General features: G+C 63.0%; 17 protein-coding genes. 11 read left to right on the top strand and 6 right to left on the bottom strand.

All coding sequences use genetic code 11. The features are described 5' to 3' along the window. The first annotated feature begins 7 nt into the window (after positions 1–7). Positions 8–658 carry a TetR/AcrR family transcriptional regulator gene (locus ABIC03_RS36350; protein ID WP_354065379.1) on the top strand — a complete coding sequence of 217 codons (651 nt, stop codon included), beginning with the start codon at positions 8–10 and terminating at the stop codon, positions 656–658. Positions 659–677: 19 nt separating this feature from the next. Here the strand turns inward: ABIC03_RS36350 and ABIC03_RS36355 are convergent, their stop codons facing one another. Further along, positions 678–1,340, bottom strand: coding sequence for a TetR/AcrR family transcriptional regulator (locus tag ABIC03_RS36355; protein ID WP_162479041.1), 663 nt, complete (start codon positions 1,338–1,340; stop codon positions 678–680). A 184-nt stretch (positions 1,341–1,524) separates the two neighbouring features. Between ABIC03_RS36355 and ABIC03_RS36360 the strand changes: the two genes are divergently transcribed. The 10 genes from ABIC03_RS36360 (at position 1,525) to ABIC03_RS36405 (ending at position 12,127) form a co-directional block, all read left to right on the top strand. Continuing rightward, the gene (locus tag ABIC03_RS36360) at positions 1,525–2,355 is read left to right on the top strand and encodes a sensor histidine kinase family protein (protein WP_354065382.1); all 831 of its coding nucleotides are present in this window, start codon (positions 1,525–1,527) and stop codon (positions 2,353–2,355) included. Between the two features lie 38 nt (positions 2,356–2,393). Continuing rightward, positions 2,394–3,470 (top strand): efflux RND transporter periplasmic adaptor subunit, encoded by a 1,077-nt coding sequence (locus ABIC03_RS36365; protein ID WP_354065384.1) that lies wholly within the window; start codon positions 2,394–2,396, stop codon positions 3,468–3,470. Next, positions 3,467–4,540, top strand: a complete 1,074-nt coding sequence (locus ABIC03_RS36370) for an efflux RND transporter periplasmic adaptor subunit (RefSeq protein WP_354065386.1) — start codon at positions 3,467–3,469, stop codon at positions 4,538–4,540. Before ABIC03_RS36365 ends, ABIC03_RS36370 begins: the two co-directional genes overlap by 4 nt. After that, complete coding sequence (locus ABIC03_RS36375) at positions 4,537–7,701, top strand: efflux RND transporter permease subunit (protein WP_354065388.1); 3,165 nt, start codon at positions 4,537–4,539, stop codon at positions 7,699–7,701. The genes ABIC03_RS36370 and ABIC03_RS36375 overlap by 4 nt, the downstream gene beginning before the upstream one ends. Positions 7,702–7,715: 14 nt before the next feature. Next, positions 7,716–8,216, top strand: coding sequence for a hypothetical protein (locus tag ABIC03_RS36380; RefSeq protein WP_354065390.1), 501 nt, complete (start codon positions 7,716–7,718; stop codon positions 8,214–8,216). Positions 8,217–8,434: 218 nt separating this feature from the next. Next, positions 8,435–9,586, top strand: coding sequence for a DUF3734 domain-containing protein (locus tag ABIC03_RS36385; protein ID WP_354065392.1), 1,152 nt, complete (start codon positions 8,435–8,437; stop codon positions 9,584–9,586). A 31-nt stretch (positions 9,587–9,617) separates the two neighbouring features. After that, complete coding sequence (locus tag ABIC03_RS36390; RefSeq protein ID WP_354065394.1) at positions 9,618–10,409, top strand: acetoacetate decarboxylase; 792 nt, start codon at positions 9,618–9,620, stop codon at positions 10,407–10,409. 79 nt (positions 10,410–10,488) lie between these two features. Beyond that, positions 10,489–11,277, top strand: coding sequence for a 3-hydroxybutyrate dehydrogenase (locus ABIC03_RS36395; protein ID WP_354065396.1), 789 nt, complete (start codon positions 10,489–10,491; stop codon positions 11,275–11,277). A gap of 134 nt (positions 11,278–11,411) precedes the next feature. Beyond that, positions 11,412–11,774, top strand: coding sequence for a hypothetical protein (locus tag ABIC03_RS36400; protein ID WP_085401384.1), 363 nt, complete (start codon positions 11,412–11,414; stop codon positions 11,772–11,774). Between the two features lie 188 nt (positions 11,775–11,962). Continuing rightward, entirely contained in the window at positions 11,963–12,127 is a 165-nt protein-coding gene (locus ABIC03_RS36405; protein WP_354065398.1) for a hypothetical protein, read from the top strand. Between the two features lie 192 nt (positions 12,128–12,319). Here the strand turns inward: ABIC03_RS36405 and ABIC03_RS36410 are convergent, their stop codons facing one another. The 5 genes from ABIC03_RS36410 to ABIC03_RS36430 form a co-directional block, all read right to left on the bottom strand. Next, the gene (locus ABIC03_RS36410; protein ID WP_354065400.1) at positions 12,320–12,751 is read right to left on the bottom strand and encodes an integrase arm-type DNA-binding domain-containing protein; all 432 of its coding nucleotides are present in this window, start codon (positions 12,749–12,751) and stop codon (positions 12,320–12,322) included. A 282-nt stretch (positions 12,752–13,033) separates the two neighbouring features. Continuing rightward, entirely contained in the window at positions 13,034–14,749 is a 1,716-nt protein-coding gene (locus ABIC03_RS36415) for an alpha/beta hydrolase (RefSeq protein ID WP_354065402.1), read from the bottom strand. Between the two features lie 129 nt (positions 14,750–14,878). Continuing rightward, positions 14,879–16,243: a metal-dependent hydrolase family protein gene (locus tag ABIC03_RS36420; protein ID WP_354065404.1), complete on the bottom strand. Its 1,365-nt coding sequence runs from the start codon at positions 16,241–16,243 to the stop codon at positions 14,879–14,881. Between the two features lie 160 nt (positions 16,244–16,403). Continuing rightward, entirely contained in the window at positions 16,404–19,556 is a 3,153-nt protein-coding gene (locus ABIC03_RS36425; RefSeq protein WP_354065406.1) for an efflux RND transporter permease subunit, read from the bottom strand. Beyond that, positions 19,553–20,797: an efflux RND transporter periplasmic adaptor subunit gene (locus ABIC03_RS36430; RefSeq protein WP_354065408.1), complete on the bottom strand. Its 1,245-nt coding sequence runs from the start codon at positions 20,795–20,797 to the stop codon at positions 19,553–19,555. Before ABIC03_RS36430 ends, ABIC03_RS36425 begins: the two co-directional genes overlap by 4 nt. Positions 20,798–20,851: the final 54 nt, after the last annotated feature.

A 20,851-nucleotide genomic window follows, 5' to 3' on the forward strand; every position in this document is an offset into this window, starting at 1 on the left:
CCCGAAGATGAACAACACCCAGGGATCACCGGGCGGATCGCCGTGCCCTCGCGAAAGAATCGTGCAGGCCGCCATTCGACTGTACCGGGCCGTCGGCTATCGGAAGACGACCGTTGCGGACATTGCCCGCAGCGCCTCCATGTCCCCGGCGAATATCTATCGGTTCTTTCCTTCCCGCCAAGCGGTCGAGGAGGCCGTGGTGGCAGGACTCCTCGGCGAGGTGTGCGCCGATGCGGGAATCGAGGCCCGCAGTGGTGTCTCCGGTGAAAAGCGTCTGGAAGCCGCTCTTTGGACGATCTCCCAGCGTCATGAACATAGGCTGGCGCAGGATGCGAGGCTGCACGAACTGGTGGTTGCCGCAGGACAAGCGAATTGGCCGGTCGTCTTGTCTCACGCCGACAGGGTTCGCGGCCTGGTCCGGTCGATCATTGCGGCCGGGCAGGCGAGTGGCGAATTCCGGGCAGGAAGCCCGACGGCGCTGGCCCGCTGCACGTGCGAGGCGATGGGTGCATACCTCGATCCGTCGCGCATGAGAACGATGGCTGGTAGGGCGGCCTTCGACGAGATGATGAGCTTCTGCTCGGGCGCGCTCCGCAGCGCCGCGCCGGCGCAGGTCGCCGGCCAGCCGCTGCACTACCGCGCGACGTGCCGGGCCTAGCGTCCGGCGGAGGCCCGCTTCAAGGCGTCCAATCCGCCTCGCACGCCGACAGGAAAAACCGGACGCGTTCCCGCACGAAAGACGGCAACTCCCGTCGCAGGTCTTTCGGCGTTTCCCCCACCAGCGAACGGAAGAGCATCGGGAGCAGGATCAGATCCAGGAAGATCTGAGCGGTGGCGATGCTGCGCTTTCCGGTGAAGGGACCTTTCGGTGCGCGCGCGACCTTCTGGGTCGTCTCGTTCAGCAGCTGAGAAATGGCGCCGACGGAACGATCCCGCGCGGCGTCGTGGACGTTGCGGCTCAACTCCGGGAAACGCTGCGCTTCCGCGATGGTGGCGCGAACCATCCCCAGAGATTCTTCGATGACCTTCTCCACGATCGCGGTGCCCAGGCTCATGAGCTTGTCCTGCAGGGTGCGGCCCTCCGGCTCGAAGCCTTCGAAATCCGACAGTCCGCTGATGGTCCGGGCCACCACCGCCGCGAACAGCGCCTCCTTGCCCTGGAAATGCGCATAGATCGTCGGCTTGCTCGCAGGGGCCAGCTCGGAGATGTCGTCGATGCTCGCGCTGCGATAGCCCTTGTCGAGAAAAAGCTGTTGGGCCGCATCGAGGATCCGAGCCTGGACGTCGCCGGCGAATTCCTTCGCCGGTCGGCCCCGTTTCGGGGTGGTCTTCTTCGTCATCGACGGTCTCCCAATCACGAGTCTGTGCGTACGCAGAAGCCACTTGACATAGGCGGCACGGAAAGGCAAGAAAAAGAAAATATACGGTATAGTTTGATTAATGCTTTGCAGCGCCTTCGGATGATCGGGGCCGCAAAAGCCTGCGCGCCGCGGCCGATCATCCGATCCACTTCAGGAGAACGCAGTGCCGGTTTTGAGCCAAGATTCGCATCGTCTGCCGGAAGGCGTCTTGTTGCGGGAATCGCACCACAGGGTCGCGGACGGCGTCGCCTCGGCGCTCGATCTGGTCTCGGCTGCCATCGTCCGGGCCGAAGGGGCCGAAGCGAAGGCCGCCTTGAGCGATGTGGCCTCCCTGCTGCACGGACATGCCGAAGTGCATCTGATGCTCGCACGGCCTCAAGGCGAAGCCCTCGTCGATGCCGCAGCGCACGTCCGCAAGTTGGGCTGCGCGATGCGCCGGTCCCGACTGGACGGCATGAAGATCCAGCTGATCTTCGACACCGAGTGCGTCCCCCTTCAGTCGGAGCGGTGCTGGCGGCTTGGTCTGATCGTCCATGACCTGATCGCGACGGCCGCCAAACACGCCTGTTTCGATGCGCGTGCCGGTGAGATCAAGGTCAAGCTGACCCGCCGCGGCGCACTGGTGAACTGCATCGTTCTCGACAACGGCTCGCGTTCGGCGCGGTCGGATTCCGGACGGCGGGTTCGGACCGACAACGACCTGGCCAGGAGCCTGGGCGGTCGGATCGAGCAGGGTTTCGGCAGCGAGTTCACGTCGATCGTTCTCTCGTTTCCGCTGACCGAGCGCGAGCGGCAGACGAATTGGGGGATGGCGACGCGGCGCATGAGGTTGACTCGGCCCGTCAAGGCCAAGGCGGCCGACCCCGCGCCTGTTCCTTCGCCTGCCCCCGTCTCGCACCAAGCCAATCAACCCGTCGCAGCCAAGCCGGATCCGAAACCGTCCGATGCCTTGGGTCAGCTGTTCGCATCCTCCAACCGCATGGTCGCGCTATGAAACCTCCCTGTCCCAAATTCGTCCGTGACAAGAGCTTGATGAGGCCCGTCGGCGGACTGACGCTCGCGCTCGTCGCCGCCGCGCTTGCAGGCTGCGACGATCACGCGGCCGCTCCCGCTGCCCGCGCCGCCTTCGTGCGCACGGAAATCGTGCAGCCGAAGGATCGGCAAGCCTCCCTCACCTTGACCGGGGAGGTCCAGCCTCGCTTCCGCGCCGATCTGTCGTTCCGTGTCAGCGGACGTGTGATCGCGCGCTTCGTCGAAGTCGGGACCCACGTCGAGGCGGGCGAAGTGCTGGCGTTGCTCGATCCCGCCGAGCAGGAGGCCGATGTCGATGCCGCGACGGCCGCGGTGCTGGCCGCAGAAGCCCAGCTGCGTGTGGCGAAGACGACTTTCGAGCGCCAGAAGTCGCTGATCGCAAGCGGTTTCACCACGCGCACGGCCTACGACCAGGCGCAGGAAGGATTGCGAACCGCGGAGGGCGCGCTTGAATCGGCGCGAGCGTTGCTGGGGACGTCGAAAGACGCCCTCGGCTACACCGCGCTGCGGGCCGAGGCAGACGGCGTCGTCACCGCCCGCAACCTGGAAACGGGCCAAGTCGTGCAGGCGGCGCAACCGGTCTTTTCGTTGGCACAAGATGGCGAGCGGGACGCGGTCTTCGATGTGTACGAGTCGATGTTTCTTGGAAACGCCGACGGTGGCGACGTTTCGTTGAGGCTGGTGGCCGACTCGGGCGTGACCGCGAACGGCCAGGTTCGAGAGATCTCTCCGGCCGTCGATCCGAGGAGTTCGACCATTCGGGTGAAGGTGGCGATCAAGGCTCCGCCCCCCACGATGACGCTTGGAAGCGCCGTCGCGGGAACGGTGAAAGTAAAGGCCGAGCGGCAGGTCGCCCTGCCATGGAGCGCCTTGATGGCGGCGGGCACCAGACCCGCGGTCTGGACCGTCGATCCGGCGACGCGGATCGCCTCCCTGAAGCCGGTGATCGTCGGTGGCTACGAGGCCGGGGAAGTGTTGATCAAGGCGGGTCTCGAGCCCGGCGAGCGAGTGGTGGTGGACGGCGGCAAACTCCTGAGCGTGGGCCAGCCCGTGACTTACGAAGGAGATCACTCATGACGAGCCCCGTGACCATCGCCGGCACGCTGGCATGCGCGCTTGCGCTTGCCGGATGTCAGCCGGAGGCGAAGGCGCCTGAGCCCACCCGTCCCGTCCAATCGATGCTTCTCCAGGCCGATCATTCCGCCGATACGGTCGCGGTGGGCGTCATCGAGCCGCGCTACAAGACCAATCTCGGCTTCCGCGTACTGGGACGCCTGACGAGCCGTCCCGTCTACGTCGGTGATCTCGTCAATGAGGGACAGACGATCGGCACCATCGACGCGACGGCCCTCGAACTGGCCGTTCGCGCCGCCAAAGGGCAGCTGGCCAAGGCCGAGGCGCAGTTCGCGACGGTTCGAGCGACGGAGGAACGGCAGCGGACGCTCATCACCACCGACGCCACCACGAAGCAGACTCTGGACAATGCCGAACAGGCGCGCGCCGGCGGCGAAGCAACGGTAGCGCGCGAACAGGCAAATCTAACCAAAGCGATGGAGCAGCTCGGCTATTCGCAGATCAAGGCCGACTTCGCCGGCGTGGTCACCGCGATCGGCGCGGAAGTCGGCCAGGTGGTGTCCCCTGGTCAAACGGTGGTGACGATCGCAAGGCCGGACGTTCGCGAAGCCGTCGTCGATATCGGCGAGGACTTTCCGCTGCCGCTGGAGATCGGGCTGCCGTTCACGGTCTCCCTACAGCTTCTTCCCGCTGTTCAGGTGCAGGGGACCGTCCGGGAGATTGCGCCCCAAGCCGATGCGGTCACCAGACTGCGGCGCGTCCGGATTGCCCTCGACAATCCGCCCGACAGCTTTCGGCTTGGCGCGACCGTGACCGCCAGACTCGACAGGGCTCAACCCCGGGCCCTGCACGTTCCTGCCTCGGCGCTGCTCGCCAAGGAGGGCGCAAATTTCGTCTGGGTCGTCGATCAGACCGCCAACACCGCCTCGCTGCAGAAGGTCGATGTCGTTGCCGATCCCGCGGGTCTCCGGGTCATCGGCGGTCTTGCCTCCGGCGCCCGCGTCGTCACCGCCGGAATCCACAGCCTCAAGCAAGGACAGCAAGTCCGCATCGAACAGGATCAGAAGCCATGAAGTCGTTCAACCTCTCCGACTGGGCGCTCAGTCATCGTTCGCTCGTCTGGTATTTCATGATCGCCTTCATGGCGGCGGGACTGTTTGCGTACCTTCAGCTGGGCCGGCAGGAAGACCCAGACTTCACCATCAAAACCATGGTGATCCAGGCGCAGTGGCCGGGTGCCTCGCCTGCGGAGATGACCCGGCAGGTCACCGACAGGATCGAGAAGAAGCTCGAGGAACTGGAATCGCTCGACTACACCAAGAGCGTCACCGTCGCCGGCCAGACCACCGTCTTCGTCTATCTGCGTGACACCACCAAGGCCGCCGACGTGAAGCCGACCTGGATCCGGGTCCGCAACATGATTGCGGACATCAAGGGAGAGTTTCCGCAACGGGTGATCGGGCCCGGCTTCAACGACCGCTTCGGCGACGTGTTCGGCAACATCTATGCGTTCACCAGCGACGGCTTGAGCCAGCGTCAGCTGCGCGATCACGTCGAAGACATCCGCGCCAAGGTGCTGACCGTGCCGGACGTCGGCAAGGTCGACATTCTCGGTGCGCAGGACGAGGTGATCTATCTCGAATTCTCGACCCGGAAGATCGCGGCCCTCGGCCTCGATGTCCACGCCATCATGGCTTCGCTGCAGGGGCAGAATGCGGTCGCGCCCTCCGGTGTGTTCCAGGAAGGGCCGGAGCGGATCAGCGTGCGGGTGAACGGCCAGTTCACCTCGGAGGCAAGCCTGAAGGCGGTCAACCTCCGCATCAACGACCGCTTCTTTCCCCTGACTGACGTCGCAACCATCACGCGCGGCTATGAGGATCCGGCCAAGACGTTGTTCAGGTACAACGGCGAGCCCGCGATCGCGCTTGCCATCGGCATGAAGTCTGGCGCCAACCTGCTTCACTTCGGCGAGGGGCTGAAGGAGGAAATGACCAGGATCATCGCCGACCTGCCGATCGGCGTCGGCGTTCACCAGGTCGCCGATCAGCCCGTCATCGTCGAGCATGCCGTCTCCGGCTTCACGGAAGCGCTGTTCGAGGCCGTGATCATCGTGCTCGGCATCAGCTTTCTCAGCCTGGGCTTGCGCGCAGGCCTGGTGGTCGCAGTCGCGATCCCGCTGGTGCTCGCCATCACCTTCGTCGTGATGGCCTATGCCGGGATCTCGCTTCAGCGAATTTCGCTTGGCGCGCTGATCATCGCGCTGGGCCTGCTGGTCGACGACGCCATGATCGCCGTCGAAATGATGGTGGCGCGGCTAGAGATCGGCGAGCCCCTGGAGAAGGCCGCGACCCACGTCTATACGTCGACCGCGTTTCCGATGCTGACGGGCACGCTGGTCACGGTAGCCGGGTTCATCCCGATCGGGCTCAACAGCAGCAATGCCGGTGAGTTCACCTTCACGCTTTTCGTGGTGATCGCCGTCTCCCTGATCGTGTCCTGGATCGTCGCGGTGCTGTTCACGCCGCTGCTCGGCGTCACGATCCTGCCCGCCAAAATGAAGGGCCATCATGGAGAGAAGGGCCGCGTGGCGCAGATGTTTGCGCGTCTGCTTCTGTTCTGCATGCATCATCGCTGGACGACCATCTCGGTGACGGCCGCAGCCTTCCTGGTCGCCTTGTTCGGTCTTCAATTCGTGCAGCAGCAGTTCTTCCCGTCCTCGGACCGCGCCGAACTCGTGATCGACTGGAACTTGCCGCAGAACGCCTCCATCGCCGACACCAACGTGCAGATGGCGCGGTTCGAGCGCGAACAGCTTCAGGACAACCATTCGGTCGATCACTGGTCGACCTATGTCGGGACCGGCTCGCCGCGTTTCGTCCTGTCTTTCGACGTGCAGACGGCGAACACCTGGTTCGGCCAGATGGTGGTCGTGACCAAGGGCGGCATCAAGGCGCGTGACCAGGTCAAGGCGCAGTTCGAGGCGTACCTGAAGAAGACGTTCCCCGGCACCGACACCTACGTCAAGCTGCTCGAGGTCGGTCCTCCGGTGGGGCGTCCCGTGCAGTACCGCTTGAGCGGGCCCGACATCGGCAAGCTGCGGGATCTTTCGCAGAAGCTTGCCGGGATCGTCCGGAGCAGCCCCGATCTGGGCAACGTCGTGTTCGACTGGATGGAGCCGGCGCGGGTCGTCAAGGTGGACGTTCTCCAGGACAAGGCGCGCCAACTCGGCGTGACCTCTGAGGACATTGCCACGACCCTGAATTCGGTGCTCGAGGGCACGCCGATCACCCAGGTGCGCGACAGCATCTACCTGGTCAATGTCACGGGACGGGCGACCGCGGCGGAACGAGCGTCCATCGACACTCTGCGCGATCTGCAGTTGACGGGCGTCGGCGGTCAGTCCGTGCCCCTCGGGGCCGTGGCTAATCTGCGCTACGAGCTCGAGCAGCCGACGATCTGGCGGCGCGCGCGGATCCCGACCATCACGTTGAAGGCGGGCGTCGTCGGCAGCGCGCAGCCCAAGACGGTGGTCGATCAGCTCGCGCCGAAGGTGGCGGAGTTCACCAAGGAGCTGCCGGCGGGCTATTCGGTGAATCTCGGCGGCTCGGTGGAGGAGAGCGCCAAGAGCCAAGCGCCGATCGTGGCCATCGTTCCGCTCATGCTGTTCGTCATGGCGACAGTGCTGATGCTCCAGCTGCAGAGCTTCCATCGTCTGTTTCTGGTGTTCGCGGTCGCCCCGCTCGCCGTGATCGGCGTCGTCATGGCTCTGTTGCCGAGCGGAGCACCCCTCGGCTTCGTCGCCATTCTCGGCGTGCTGGCCCTGATCGGCATCCTGGTCCGAAACTCGGTGATCCTTATCGTCCAGATCGAGGATCTCAGGGAAGAGGGGCGCCCGGCATGGAACGCCGTGGTGGAGGCGACCGAGCATCGCATGCGGCCGATTCTGCTGACCGCCGCCGCCGCAAGTCTCGCACTGATCCCGATCGCGCGCGAGATCTTCTGGGGCCCGATGGCCTACGCGATGATGGGCGGCATCATCGTCGGCACCCTGCTGACTCTGTTGTTCCTGCCGGCTCTGTATGTGGCCTGGTTCCGCATTCAGCCCGATCTCGACCACGAAAGTTCGGCGGAGGAGCCCGCCGTGCCTGCGCACGACACCCTCCGTCCCGACGCGCCGATGCCGGCACACGTCTCCGCGTCCACGCCGACGCCCGTCCTCGAAACGCAGTCTTGAGAGAGCAAAAAAACATGACACGAAAGACACTGATGCTGTCGCTCACCGCGGCGCTTGCAATAATGACGCTGTCGCCGCACGCCGCGTTCGCGCAGTTTCCGCCGCCGCCCCCGATGGCGGGACCTCCGCCGATTGCAGCCGGCGGTCCGCCGCCGCTCGCAGCCGGGGGCCTTCCGGCCTTTGCGGCTCGTCCTCCGATGGGACCCGGCGTTGCGCCGCGTGCCGGCCTCGCCGGCGGGGCGCCTCGTCTCGGTGCCGGACCTGCGCCGCGCGGCGATCTTGCCGGCGTCGGAAAGGGCGGACCGGCGAACGCCACCCGTGCCGCATCGGCCGGCTACGGCCGCTTCGGGGGCTATGGCCGTTACGATGGATCGCGGTACGGCTATCGCGGTGCGTATGCGGCGAGCGCTTACGCGGGAGCCGCTGCGGGTTACGCGTACGGACGCGGCTACTCGTCCGACAGCGACTGCTACTACACCTACACGCGCCACCGTCGCGTTCTGGTCTGCGACTGACGACCACGAAAGTCCGTCCTTTGGGGTCGCGTCGGCCCGCCGAACAGATCGGCGTGGCTGACGACTCCGCACCCATCAGCTCCAGCACGCGCATGTGAACGCGAGTGTCTTGACCATTTAATAAACTATACCGTATAGTTCGTTAAATGATTGGCTATGCGGGCCGGCCGGCGGAACGAGCCGCCGGCTTGAACAACCGAACATCAAGGGCAAGAACCATGAACTTTCAGCCTCGACAAAATCTCGCGACCGCCGACCGGCGTCTGCCGTTCGATTGCATCGCCCTGCTGCTGCAGGGCGGCGGCGCCTTGGGGGCCTACCAGGGAGGCGTCTATGAGGCCTTGGCCGAAGCCGATATCCATCCCGACTGGATCGCGGGCATTTCGATCGGGGCGATCAATGCCGCGATCATCGCCGGCAATCCGCCGAACGTTCGGGTCGATCGGCTTCGCGAGTTTTGGACGCAGGTGACGCTGGACGCGCCGTTCACCGATCTGATGACCGGCGATCACACTCGCAATTTTCTCAATCAGGTGAATGCGGGCTTTGCTGCAGTGTTCGGGGCGAACGGATTCTTTTCCGCGCGGCCGTTCGCGCCGTGGCCTCAAGCGGGTGGAACGCTTGCCGCCACCAGCATCTACGACACCAGCGCGCTGAAGACGACGCTGGAGCGTCTCGTGGATTTCGACCGCATCAACGCCGGTCTGACGCGGTTCAGCGCAGGGGCCGTGAACGTGAGGACCGGCAATATGGTCTATTTCGACACTGCCACCCATACCATCCGGCCGGAGCACATCCTGGCGAGCGGGGCGCTGCCACCGGGGTTTCCAGCGGTCGAAATCGATGGCGAACAATATTGGGATGGCGGCCTCGTATCCAACACTCCGTTGCAGTGGGTGATCGAGTGCGGCGCCCGTCAGGACACGCTTGTGTTTCAGGTCGACCTCTGGAGCGCGCGCGGCCAGATCCCGGGCAACATGGCGGAAGTGATCACTCGTCAGAAGGAGATCCAATACTCCAGTCGCACGCGGGCGAGCACGGACCAGTTCAAGAGCCTGCACCGGTTGCAGCGAGACCTGGCGGCTCTCTTGAGCAGGCTGCCGGAAGACCTGCGCGATCAGGAGGACGTCAAACTGCTCAGGACCGCTGCCTCCAACAACGTGCACAGCCTGGTCCACCTGATCTATCGCGCGCGGGACTACGAAGGCCACTCCAAGGACTACGAGTTTTCCCGTCTGTCGATGCAGGATCATTGGCGCGCCGGCTATCACGACGCCTTGCGCACCCTTCGGCATCCCGAGGTGCTGGCGCGCCCGACGAGTGCGGACGGCGTCTCCACGTTCGATCTTGAGCACGACGGTCGCGAATAGGCCGGCTCTTCCCAATCACAGGACAATTCAAATGCGCGAGAGTGAAGTCGTGAGGCGTGCGTTCGCCATGCCGCTGACGAATCCGGCCTATCCGCCGGGACCGTATCGTTTCGTCGACCGCGAATACCTGATCATCACCTATCGCACCGATCCGGCGAAGCTGCGATCGGTCGTTCCGGCTCCGCTTGAGCTCGATGAACGCGAAGCGCTGGTCAAGTACGAATTCATCCGCATGCCGGATTCCAACGGTTTCGGCGACTATGCCGAGAGCGGCCAAGTCATCCCCGTGTCGTTCCGCGGTCGCAAGGGCGCCTACACCCACTGCATGTTCCTGAACGATGAGGGACCGATCGCGGGCGGCCGGGAGCTCTGGGGCTTTCCGAAAAAGCTCGGCCAGCCAACGTTGCGGACCGAGCTCGATACGCTGATCGGTACGCTGGATTACGGTCCGCTGCGGGTAGCGACCGGCACGATGGGATACAAGCACCGCGAAGCCGACGTGGCGCAGGTGAAGGCCGCGCTGCAGGAGCCGAACTTCCTGCTCAAGATCATTCCGCACGTCGACGGCACTCCGCGGATCTGCGAGCTCGTCGAATATCACCTCGAGCAGCTTGTCTTGAAAGGCGCGTGGACCGGACCCGCCGCTCTCTCCTTGACGCCCCATGCCCTCGCTCCGGTGTCCGATTTGCCGGTGCTCGAGATCGTGTCCGCGGTTCACATCCGCGCAGACCTTACGCTGGGATTGGGCAAGGTCGTTCACGATTATCTGCAGCAGCCGGTCCGACGTCCGGTCGGGAGCTACGAGCGAGCCCTTGTCACCTGAGTGACGGTCTCGACGGGCTGCGTAGGTCCGGCAACACCGCGGCGAGGAGCCGCAGCACCTCACAAGAAGGAAAGACCAAATGAGTATACTGAAAGGTAAAGTCGCAGTCGTGACCGGCTCAACCAGCGGCATCGGTCTAGGCTATGCTCGTGCTTTCGCTGGCGCCGGGGCCAACGTCGTGCTCAATGGAATGGGGGCGCGGGCGGATGTCGAGAACGAGCGCTCGGCGATCGAGAGGGAATTTGGCGTCAAGGCGGTCTATTCGGCTGCGGACATGGACAGCCCGGACCAGATCGCCGAGCTCATCGCGCTGGCGGAAAGCACCTTCGGCAGCGTCGATGTCCTCGTGAACAATGCCGGCGTCCAGCACGTCGCCCCTGTCGAGGAGTTTCCGGTCGACAAGTGGAATGCGATCATCGGGATCAACCTGTCGTCCGCCTTCCACGCCATCCGTGCAGCCGTGCCCGGCATGAAGAAGCGCGGCTGGGGCCGGATCATCACCACGGCCTCGGCGCATTCGATCGTCGCTTCGCCCTTCAAGTCGGCCTACGTCGCCGCCAAGCACGGCATCGTCGGACTCACCAAGACGGTGGCGCTGGAGCTCGCCCGGTCCAAGATCACCTGCAACTGCATCAGCCCCGGATATGTCTGGACACCGCTCGTGGAGAAGCAGATCCCGAACACGATGGTGGCGCGCAACATGATGAGGGATGAGGTGATCAGCGAGGTTCTGCTCGCGGCCCAGCCGACGAAGGAATTCGTCACGGTGGAACAGGTAGCTTCGCTGGCGCTGTTCCTGTGCAGCCAGGACGCCGCCCAGATCACCGGCGCCAACCTTTCCGTCGACGGCGGCTGGACGGCCGCATAGCCCCAGAAAAACGTCAGAGACCGAGAGGGGGTTCGCGAAGAATTGCTCGCGAACACCTGCGTTTGATCAAGCGCCGGTGCTCCGACCTATGACCCCTTAGTACCAACATCAACAAATCATGTGGAGAGAAGATCATGAACAAGCGATTAATCGCGAGTGTCGTCGGCTTTGCGTGCCTTACCATGGCGACGGCCGCCGAGGCCCGAACCTCTTACGATGGATCCTGGAATCTACTTTTCGTCACGCAGCGCGGCAGCTGTGATCCGACCTACAGCTTTACCGTGAACATAAACGACGGCTTCGTCACGCATCCCAATCTGGTGAAGTTTGCCGGCCACGTCGGACGTTCGGGCGCGGTTCACGCCTCGGTTACGGTCCACGACAAATATGCGGCAGGCTCCGGGAGGCTGACGCGAGACGCCGGCCGCGGGAGCTGGAGTGGCCACGCAGCAGGCGCGCGCTGCTCGGGATATTGGACCGCTCAACGAAACGGGTAGGAAGCAAGGTACGGCATTTGGCTCCGAAACCGCTCAGACCCTGCATCGGCGCTGCGTTTGCGAACCGGCGCCTCGCGCCGGTGCGGGGCAATGGACGCGGAGCGGCGAGGCTAGTTGATCCTGGTCAAGGTGGAGCAGGCGCAGGGTGCGTACGCTGATCGCATCGATGAAACCGATGGAGACGAGCGATGAGCACGCAAGCGAACTTTCAGTCCTGGGCTAAGGAGCGGCTCGACGAAATGGAAGCTACGCTCACCTTTCTCGATGGCAAAGCGGGGGAGGTGCAGGCGGAGCTTCGAGTCAAGGCCGACGAACTTCGCGCCGACCTTCGAGTTGCGAGAGCAGCTCGCTGAAGGTCCATCCCGAGAGCGTGTTGGCAAACTACGTCTTAGTGCCGGATTATTGCTGTCGTTCAACGTGGGCGCAGATTGAGGACCTTTTCGTGCTTCTCGGATTTCATCTTATTTGGCACCCCCGATCCTCAACATCGGATGACGCTTTGAGCTGCCTTCGGTAAGTAAAACAGCGCCTCCACAGTATTGGGTTTAGCAATGTGGCGGTCTCCGACTCGAACCCCGTCTCTTCATGATGTGAACGATCCGGGGGACGTCGATCGCTGTCTCAGTCGGATACGTGACCGCTATAGCAACATTCCTATCGGTCTCGCCTTGTTCGGCCCTTGAGTCTTGCCTCGCTTTTGGGTGCTGCGCTTTGCTGATCTGAGCAAGATATTCTTTGGCAATCGCGCGGGCCGCTCGGGTGGTCAACTCGCTGGCATCTCCAATGGACCCTCTGATGGATGACGCCCGCCTTCCTCGCTGCCTAAGATCACCGTGAACAGTGAAGGTCCTTTTTCGCTTCCCGACGACCACGAAGAAACCTTTCAACTCGGTGTCCCGAGCCAAATACCATCCATCTTCTGGAGCTGGTAACTGAGCGATGGCCTTGTCGCTGAGAGCAATGCGGATGTCGGTCATGAGGGCGGACGAGAACTGCTAAAACGGTTTTCAAACGGTTTTGGCGAGCCGAGGTGTTAGTCCCTATAAATAAAAGGCCTTCTTGGACATTGTCGTAGTGTGGCGCACATTCAGAAATGTTGGAGAGGGGCGCCGGTTTTGAACTCTTAATCAGCGGGTCCCAGGTTCGAGCCCTGGTGCGCCCACCAAATCAATGCCTTAGCCACCAAGGCCGTTTGAGCATCTGATTCTTCAAACGGTCTTCTTTAGCCCACGGCCAACAGAGCGCAACGCGAGCGGCCATTATCCTCCCCTGTCGAAGTAGGGATTGTCGCCGCTGGCGCCGGCAGAGTCGTTCGCCGCCCTTCCGAGATGAATCTTAAGTCTTCCAAGTGCCTCGGCCGACCAATTTCGGAGATCGGCCAGGGCAACCCATGCATCGACATAGTGTTCTGGCGCGTAGACATGGCCATAACCGAGTGGCGTGCCCGTTGCGACCGCCATATCAACGGCGATCTGCAGCATAGTCACGACCGGATACCATCGCAGTTCCGCCGAAACGTCCGGCCCCCGCGGTGCATTGATCCAGGTCGGGCGCTGGTAGGCATAGTGATAGTCAAAGAACACGATCGGGTCACTTGCATATTGAAGGAAGACGACGCGCATCGGCCCCCACGGCGTACTGGGGGCGACCGTCGGCCCGTTCTGGTTCATAAACCGCACGAAGCGGCCGTCACGAAATTCCGGCAGCCAGGCAGGAGAGGCGGCATTGCGGTTCGCGGTGATCGAGCGCCAGATCCGGCTCGTAAAAGGTGAGCCGCTCCAGAGAGCTCCAGCGATCGGATCGCCGATCGTCTCGAACAACTCAGCGGAGTCTTGCGAGTTCATGGCGCCGAGGCTAAGGCCATGCAGATATAATCTTGGCCGGCGTTCCTTCGGCAGCGTCGTCCAGTGCCCATAAATCACGGCAAACAGGGCGCGTGCGGCTTCCGCGCCGTATTCCGGTTGAAACAGCAGGGACAAGGGACTGTTGAGATAGGAATACTGCACGGCAACGCTGGCAACGTCGCCATCGGCGAGATACTCGATCGTATCCATTGCAGCCGGGTCGATCCAGCCGGTTCCCGTCGGAGTAACGACGATGAGCACGGACCGCTCAAAGCCTCCCTGGCGCTTGAGCTCGCCAAGCGCCAATTCCGCGCGCCCACGCGCGGTGTCTGCGCCGCGCAATCCCACGTAGACGCGGAGCGGATCCCGGGCGGGACGGCCGGTGAATGCGGCGATCTGCGCGGCGGTCGGTCCGGAAGCCACGAACTCCCGTCCGGCACGGCCGAGCTCATTCCATTTCACCAGCGACGCTGCACTCCCCGTTCTGGTGGCTTCGCCCGGCTGAGGTCGCTCCGGTTCAAATAGGGCGTCAAATTCCCGGAACGAAGAATCCAACGCGCTAAAGGCGGCGCGGATAAGCAGATTGTTGGCGGTCGACCAGATCAGCAGGACGGCCACGAGAAGGCCGACGAAGTTCGCGATCTTCCTAGGAATGAACCGCCGGATCCGGCCGGAGACAAAACTGGTTACCAGCTTGAACGATTCCGCCAGCCAAAGCAGTGCGAAAAACGTGATGAGCGCGATCACGGAGACTTTGGCGGGATGGGCGGTTTCAACCAGCTCCATGTTCATGGCGCTACGGATCGAATTCTGCCATTCCGCCGCCCGCCAGAGAAACAAGATGACCGTGACGAAGCAGCCGACCGCAACCGCCACGTTGGCCGCCGATCGGATTCGTGGCGATGGCTCGGGAAGTTCGAGATAGCGCCATAGCCAGCGCCAGAGCACGCCCAGCTCGTAACCGATCGCAAAGCAGGTGCCGGCAAGGACTCCCTGGATCAAATAGCTTCTTGGGACGAGCGTCGGCGTAAGCGCGGCTGCGAAGAACAATGCTCCCAACGCCAATCCAACACCTGAGAGAGATGCCACGTACCGCCAGACAATCTGCGCGGGACTCTTGACGATGTTCATTTGGCCCCTCTCTCCGATGCGGGCTTGTGATCGGGAAGCCCACAGCGGCAATTGAACCTGCGGACGTGAATTGCGGGTGCGAGCAAAGCCGGCAGCGCGCGCGAAACATCCCGCCCAGTCAGGAGAGGGTCATTTCGGACCAACGTCCTTATAGATGATGCCATCCTTCATGATGACCAAGATTTTATTCTCCGGATCCGCGATGAGGCGAATGTCGTCCAGGGGATTGCCGTCCACGAGAAGGAGATCCGCCAACGCGCCTTCTTCGACCACTCCGAGCTTGCCGGGATAGGGGTTGCGCGCGCCGGAGAGCGCCAGCAACTCTCCGTTTGCCGAAGTCGCCATTGCCAATGCTTCCGCCGGAGTGAACCAACGTGTGAGATCCACGATACCCTGACCCTGATACTCAGCCAACGCCTTGGAGAAGAGAATATCAGTCCCGAAGGCCGTCTTGATCTTGTATTTTTTGACAAATCCGTACGTGGTGTCGGTGCCCGCAACCACTTGGCGCATCTGCGCTTGTTGCGCGGCAGGAAGCATGGCTGCGCCGCCAAGGTCCACGAAGGGCTGTGTGCTCAGCCAGATCTTCTCCTCCGCAAGGAGACGTGCGGTCGGCTCATCCATCAAATGACCATGCTCGATCACCTTGACGCCTGCAGCAACGGAGCGTCGAATGGCGTTTGGCGTATAGGCGTGCGTCGCCACATAGGTTCCCCAATCGGTAGCTGCTTCGACGGCGGCCCTCAGCTCAGCCTCACTGAAGGTGGTCACATCGAGTGGACTGAAAGGCGAGGCAACGCCGCCGCCTGCCGTCAGCTTGATCTGCGATGCGCCCTGCATGAGCTGTTCGCGCGTGCGCTTGCGAACCTCGTCGGGACTATCCGCGATCATGCTTCCACCAAGCTGCTCGACGCGGCTCGTTCCGCCGAGACTTTGCGGCAGCTCCCAGAGCTCACGGAAGTCGCCGTGGCCGCCGGTGACTGTGATGATGGCCCCCGACGGATAGATGCGAGGGCCTGCAACGACCCCCTCATCGATGGCGCGCTTCAGCGCGAAAGCTGGGCCGCCCATGTCCCTGACGGTGGTGAACCCGCGCATCAGCGTAGCAGTGGCTTCCGCGCCCGCGAGCAGCATCGTGTAACCCAAGTCGCTTGAAAGCATTTGAGCAGGGGCTGGACGAACCATCGTCGCATGCCAATGCATGTCGCTGAGCCCGGGCATCAGCACGCGTCCGCCGCCTGCTACAGTGCGGGTGTCCGGGGAACGATCGACCGGAATGGGAGCGATCGCAATACGCTCGATTGTGTTGCCTCGGATGAGGACATTCGACGGAGCGGAGAGGGTCTGGTTTTTCCCGTCGAAAATGCGCACGTTCTCAAAAACCGTCACGGCAGAGCGCTCCTGCGCCAGCCCAGGACCGAGAGCGGCGCATGACGCAAGAATGGCCGCCACGCGCGCGGCTTTTTGCATCCGCACAACGACTTTGGAGAGCATGTCGTTACCTCCTGCTTTGTGGGCCTAACGGTCACTCTGGCCTCGAAGTTCAGCCCTATTGATCGCTTTGCGGACAGCGGCTGGGTCGAAATAACCGACCGCGACGAGGACCACGGCCGAGAAGGGCGATCAGCCAGCCTTTTCGATTGCTTGCCATTGCCTAGACCGTCTCATCGATCGGTGATGTCGGCCCACGGGTTGCTTTGGAATTCCCCTTTGCCCGCTCGCGCAGGCGCTGAAACGTCACGTAGAGCATCGGCACCAGGAAGATCCCAACAGAGCTCGCCGCAAGCATGCCTGCGAACACGGCCGTGCCGACGGCCCTGCGGCTGAGCTCGGCGGCGCCGGTCGCAATCACAAGCGGCAGGAGACCAAGGATGAAGGCAACGGAAGTCATCATCACTGCGCGGAAACGCATATGTGCGCCCTGGATCGCGGCTTGCTCGAGCGCCACGCCCGCCTCACGCTGCTCCTTCGCAAACTCGACGATCAGGATGCCGTTTTTGGCGGCGAGTGCGATCAGCACCACGAGCCCGATCTGACCGTACAGATCGAGATTGAGGCCAGCGACCTTGATGCCGACATAGGAGCCGAGCACGCCGACCAAGACCGACAACAGGACCGGGATCGGGATAATCGTGCTCTCATAGAGCGCGACCAGGAACAAATACGCGAACAGCACGGCAAGCGTGAGCACAATTCCGGTCTGGCCGGCGGCCTGTTGCTCCTGATAGGCGGTGCCGGTCCAGTCGAAACCGTAGCCCGCAGGCAGTACGGCATGAGAGACGTCGGCCATCGCTGTGAGGGCGGTACCTGAGGCGACACCGGGCGCCGGGCTACCGTTCACCGCCACTGAGCGATAATTGTTGTAGCGGGTGATCACTTGAGGTCCGGTCACGATCTTGATCCCGGCGAGCGATCTGATCGGCACCATTCGGCCGTTGGCGTTACGCACGTAGATTTGCCAGATGTCCGAAATATCGGCCCGATCGAGCGCTTCGCCCTGAACGTTGACCTGCCAGGTGCGGCCAAACCGATTGAAGTTGTTGACGTAGATGCCGCCGAGCGTCGCCTGTAGGGCCGTAAAGATGTCGCTGATTGTCACTCCGAGCGCCTGGGCCCTGCGGCGGTCAATGTCGAGATAGATCGACGGATTTGTCGCCGTGAAGGTCGAAAAGACGCGCGTGAGCCGTGGGTCGGCGTTGGCGGCGCCGATCAGCGCACCCGTGACACTGGAGATTTCGGCCGGGCTCTGTCCTTCCAATGCCTGGAGCTGGTATTCGAAACCACCGCCGGTGGAGAGCCCGATGATCGGCGGCAGATTGAACGGCAGGACATTGGCTTGGCGGATCTGCGCGCCAGCGACGAAGGTTTGGCCGATCAGCGCTCGCGCAGAATCTGTTGCTGCCTTGCGATCGGCAAACGGCTTCAGGCGAGTGACCACCAGCGCGCTGTTCGGTTCGGATGCGCCGTCGAGCAGGGAAAAGCCGATGATGGCAAGGACGTGATCGACGGCGGGCATCTGCTTCAAGATATGTTCGAGCTGTTGGGTGACTTCGCTGGTTCGTGCCACCGACGCACCGTCCGGCAGTTGTACCGAGGTGAAGAAGGCTCCCTGATCTTCCTCGGGCAGGAAACCCGTCGGCGTGATCAGCGACATGCCGAAGATGCCGGCGCCGAATAGGGCAATCAGCACGAGCGAGAGCCCCGCCTTCCGCACCAAGCGGCGCACGCCGCTGCTGTAGCCGTCCCGCAACCAGTCGATGCCGCCAAGCACACGACCGATCAGGCCACGCCGCGGCCCGGTGTGGCGCAGGAACAGCGCGCACAGCGCCGGCGACAGCGTCAGCGCATTCAGTGCCGAAATCATCATCGCGGCGCTGATTGTCACTGCAAACTGGCGAAACAGCGTGCCGGAAATGCCGGGAATGAAAGCGATCGGCACGAACACGGAGAGCAGTACCAGCGTGATCGCGATAATCGGCGCCATGATCTGTGCCATAGCCTTCTTGCTTGCCTCGGCGGGGGAAAGCGAGGGCTCGTCCTCCATAACCCGCTCGACGTTCTCGACGACGACGATAGCGTCGTCCACCACGATGCCGATGGCGAGCACCATGGCGAGCAGGGACACCGTGTTGGCCGAATATCCGAGCACCAGCAGCACGGCGAAGGTGCCGATCAGGCTCACCGGAACGGCAACGGCCGGGATCACGGTGGCCCGGAGATTGCCGAGGAACAGGTACACCACGATCACGACTAGCAGGAAGGCCTCGCCTAGCGTCTGCAACACTTCCGCGATGGTGGCACGCGCGAAGCTCGTTGAGTCGTATTGGACGAGGTAGCTCAGCCCGGTGGGAAAATGCTGCGACAGCCGCTGCATCGTCGCTGTCACCGCCTGTGCGGTGGTCACCGCATTGGCACCCGGCGACAGATAAATCGCCATCGGCACGGCCGCACGTCCATCGATCCGCGCTTCACTGTCGAGATTTTGCGCGCCCATTTCGACACGTGCAACGTCCCCCACGAGCAGCGATGAACCGTCCGGATTGGCGCGCAGCACGATTTGGGTGAATTGATCGACTGTGGCGAGCCTGCCCAGAGTCTGCACATTGAACTGGAACTGCTGGTCGTCGCTGATCGGGCGCGCGCCGATGCGGCCGACCGGGGCCTGGACGCTTTGCGTACGGATCGCGGCAATGACGTCCGACGGCGTGAGATTGAGGCTGGTGAGCCGCTGCGTGTCAAACCAGATCCGCATCGAGTAGTTCATCTTCGCGAACAGGTTCGCCTGGCCGACCCCCGGCGTGCTGGCGATCGCATCAAGCACGTTGATGATTGCATAGTTGGTGATGAAGAGCGGGTCCTGTTGGCCATTTCCGCTGTAGAGTACGAGGAACTGCAGGATCGACGAGGAACGCTTGTGCACCGTCACGCCCTGCTGCTGTACTTCGGTGGGCAATTGCGAGAGAGCACTCTGCACGCGGTTGTTGACGTTGACGGTATTGATGTCGGGGTTGGTACCAAGCGCGAACGAGACCGTCAGTGTGTAGCTGCCGTCATTGGCGCTAGTCGATTTCATGTAGAGTGCGCGGTCGCTTCCAATGATCTGCGCCTCCAGCGGCCTGGCGACACTGCTCTCTACAACCTCGGCGGACGCGCCAGGGAAGATGCCGGCGACCGCGACCTGTGGCGGCACGATGTCTGGAAATTGCGCCACCGGGATTTGCGCCAGCGCCAGTGCGCCGGCAATCGTGATGATGAATGCGATCACCATCGAAAGCCGCGGACGATCGATGAAGACGGCGGACATCATGGTTTGTTATCCGCCGGACGAGCCTTGCCGGAGGGGCCGTGATCCGTTTGCGGAGCCGTGCCATCTGCGGCGGCTTTCATGCTCGACAGGATCAGCGCGCTGGCTGGTCCTGGCGACACGGTCTGGCCGGGACGAACCCGCTGCAGGCCCTCGACAATCACCTTATCGCCGGCCGCAAGTCCGGCGATCACCGCCGCGACAGTCGGGGTCGATTGCCCGAGCTGGATGCGACGCTGTTCGGCTTCGTTGTCGGCGCCGACAGCGAGAACATAGTTGCCCTGCTGATCGGAGAGCACGGCCGAGCGAGGGATCACCAGCACCTCGACCGGCTGAACGCCCTCAAGCACAACGGTCACGAACTCGCCATCGGTCAACTCGTGAACGGAGACACCGGCCGCCGAGGGCGCCCGCAGGATCGGATTGGCGATCTCGCCACGCACGGTGATCGTATCAGTGCTCTGGGCGATGGTATTGTCGACGAAGTTCAGCTTGCCGGTTTTTCCGTACATTCGCCCGTTCGGCAGTCGCAGCCTGATGACCACGGCTTCCAAACCGCCTTGCGGCGCGTATCGTTCGCGCAGCTCCAGTCCCTGACGCACCGGCACGGGAAAGGTGACATACATCGGGTCTTGGCTGACGATGCTGGTCAGTACCCCCGAGCTTGGACTGACGACGTTGCCCACCGTCACCGCCGTTCGTCCGATCTTGCCGGCGATCGGCGCGCTGATCACTGTGTAATCGAGATTGATCTGAGAGGCCTGGACCCCTGCTTGCGCGGCTCGCACCTGGGCTTCGAGGCTGCGCTGGTTCGCGATTGCTGCGTCGTAGGTGGACTGTTGCCCGGCAGGGCCTCCGAGCAAGGTCCGCGCGCGTTCGGTTGTCAGCTTGGCATTTTCGAGTGTGGCCTCAAGCTGGGACACCTGCGCCTGTTTCGATGCGAGATCCGATTCGAAGGGGCCGCGCTCAAGCCGATAGAGCTCATCGCCTTTGCTGATCTCGGCGCCTTCCTCGAACAGGCGCCGTTCCAGAAATGCAGTGACGCGAGCAACGAGGTTGACCCGATTGATCGCCTCGATCCGCCCGAGAAATTCACTGCTCTCGGTGATCGGCCGCCTGGCCGCTTCCACGATGCCGACCGCGGGTGGCGCGGCCGAAGTCGACTGGGTTTGGGCCGATCCGCCGGCGATGATCATCAGGAGAGTTGCCCCCGGCAGGCTGATCGAGACGCCAGCAAAGTTCATTGTCCGCTCCTTGCAACGGATCTGGAGCCGGGTCAGTGCTTCACCGGCGCCTCG

This window comes from Bradyrhizobium sp. RT6a (assembly GCF_040547675.1).
GTDB lineage: Bacteria > Pseudomonadota > Alphaproteobacteria > Rhizobiales > Xanthobacteraceae > Bradyrhizobium.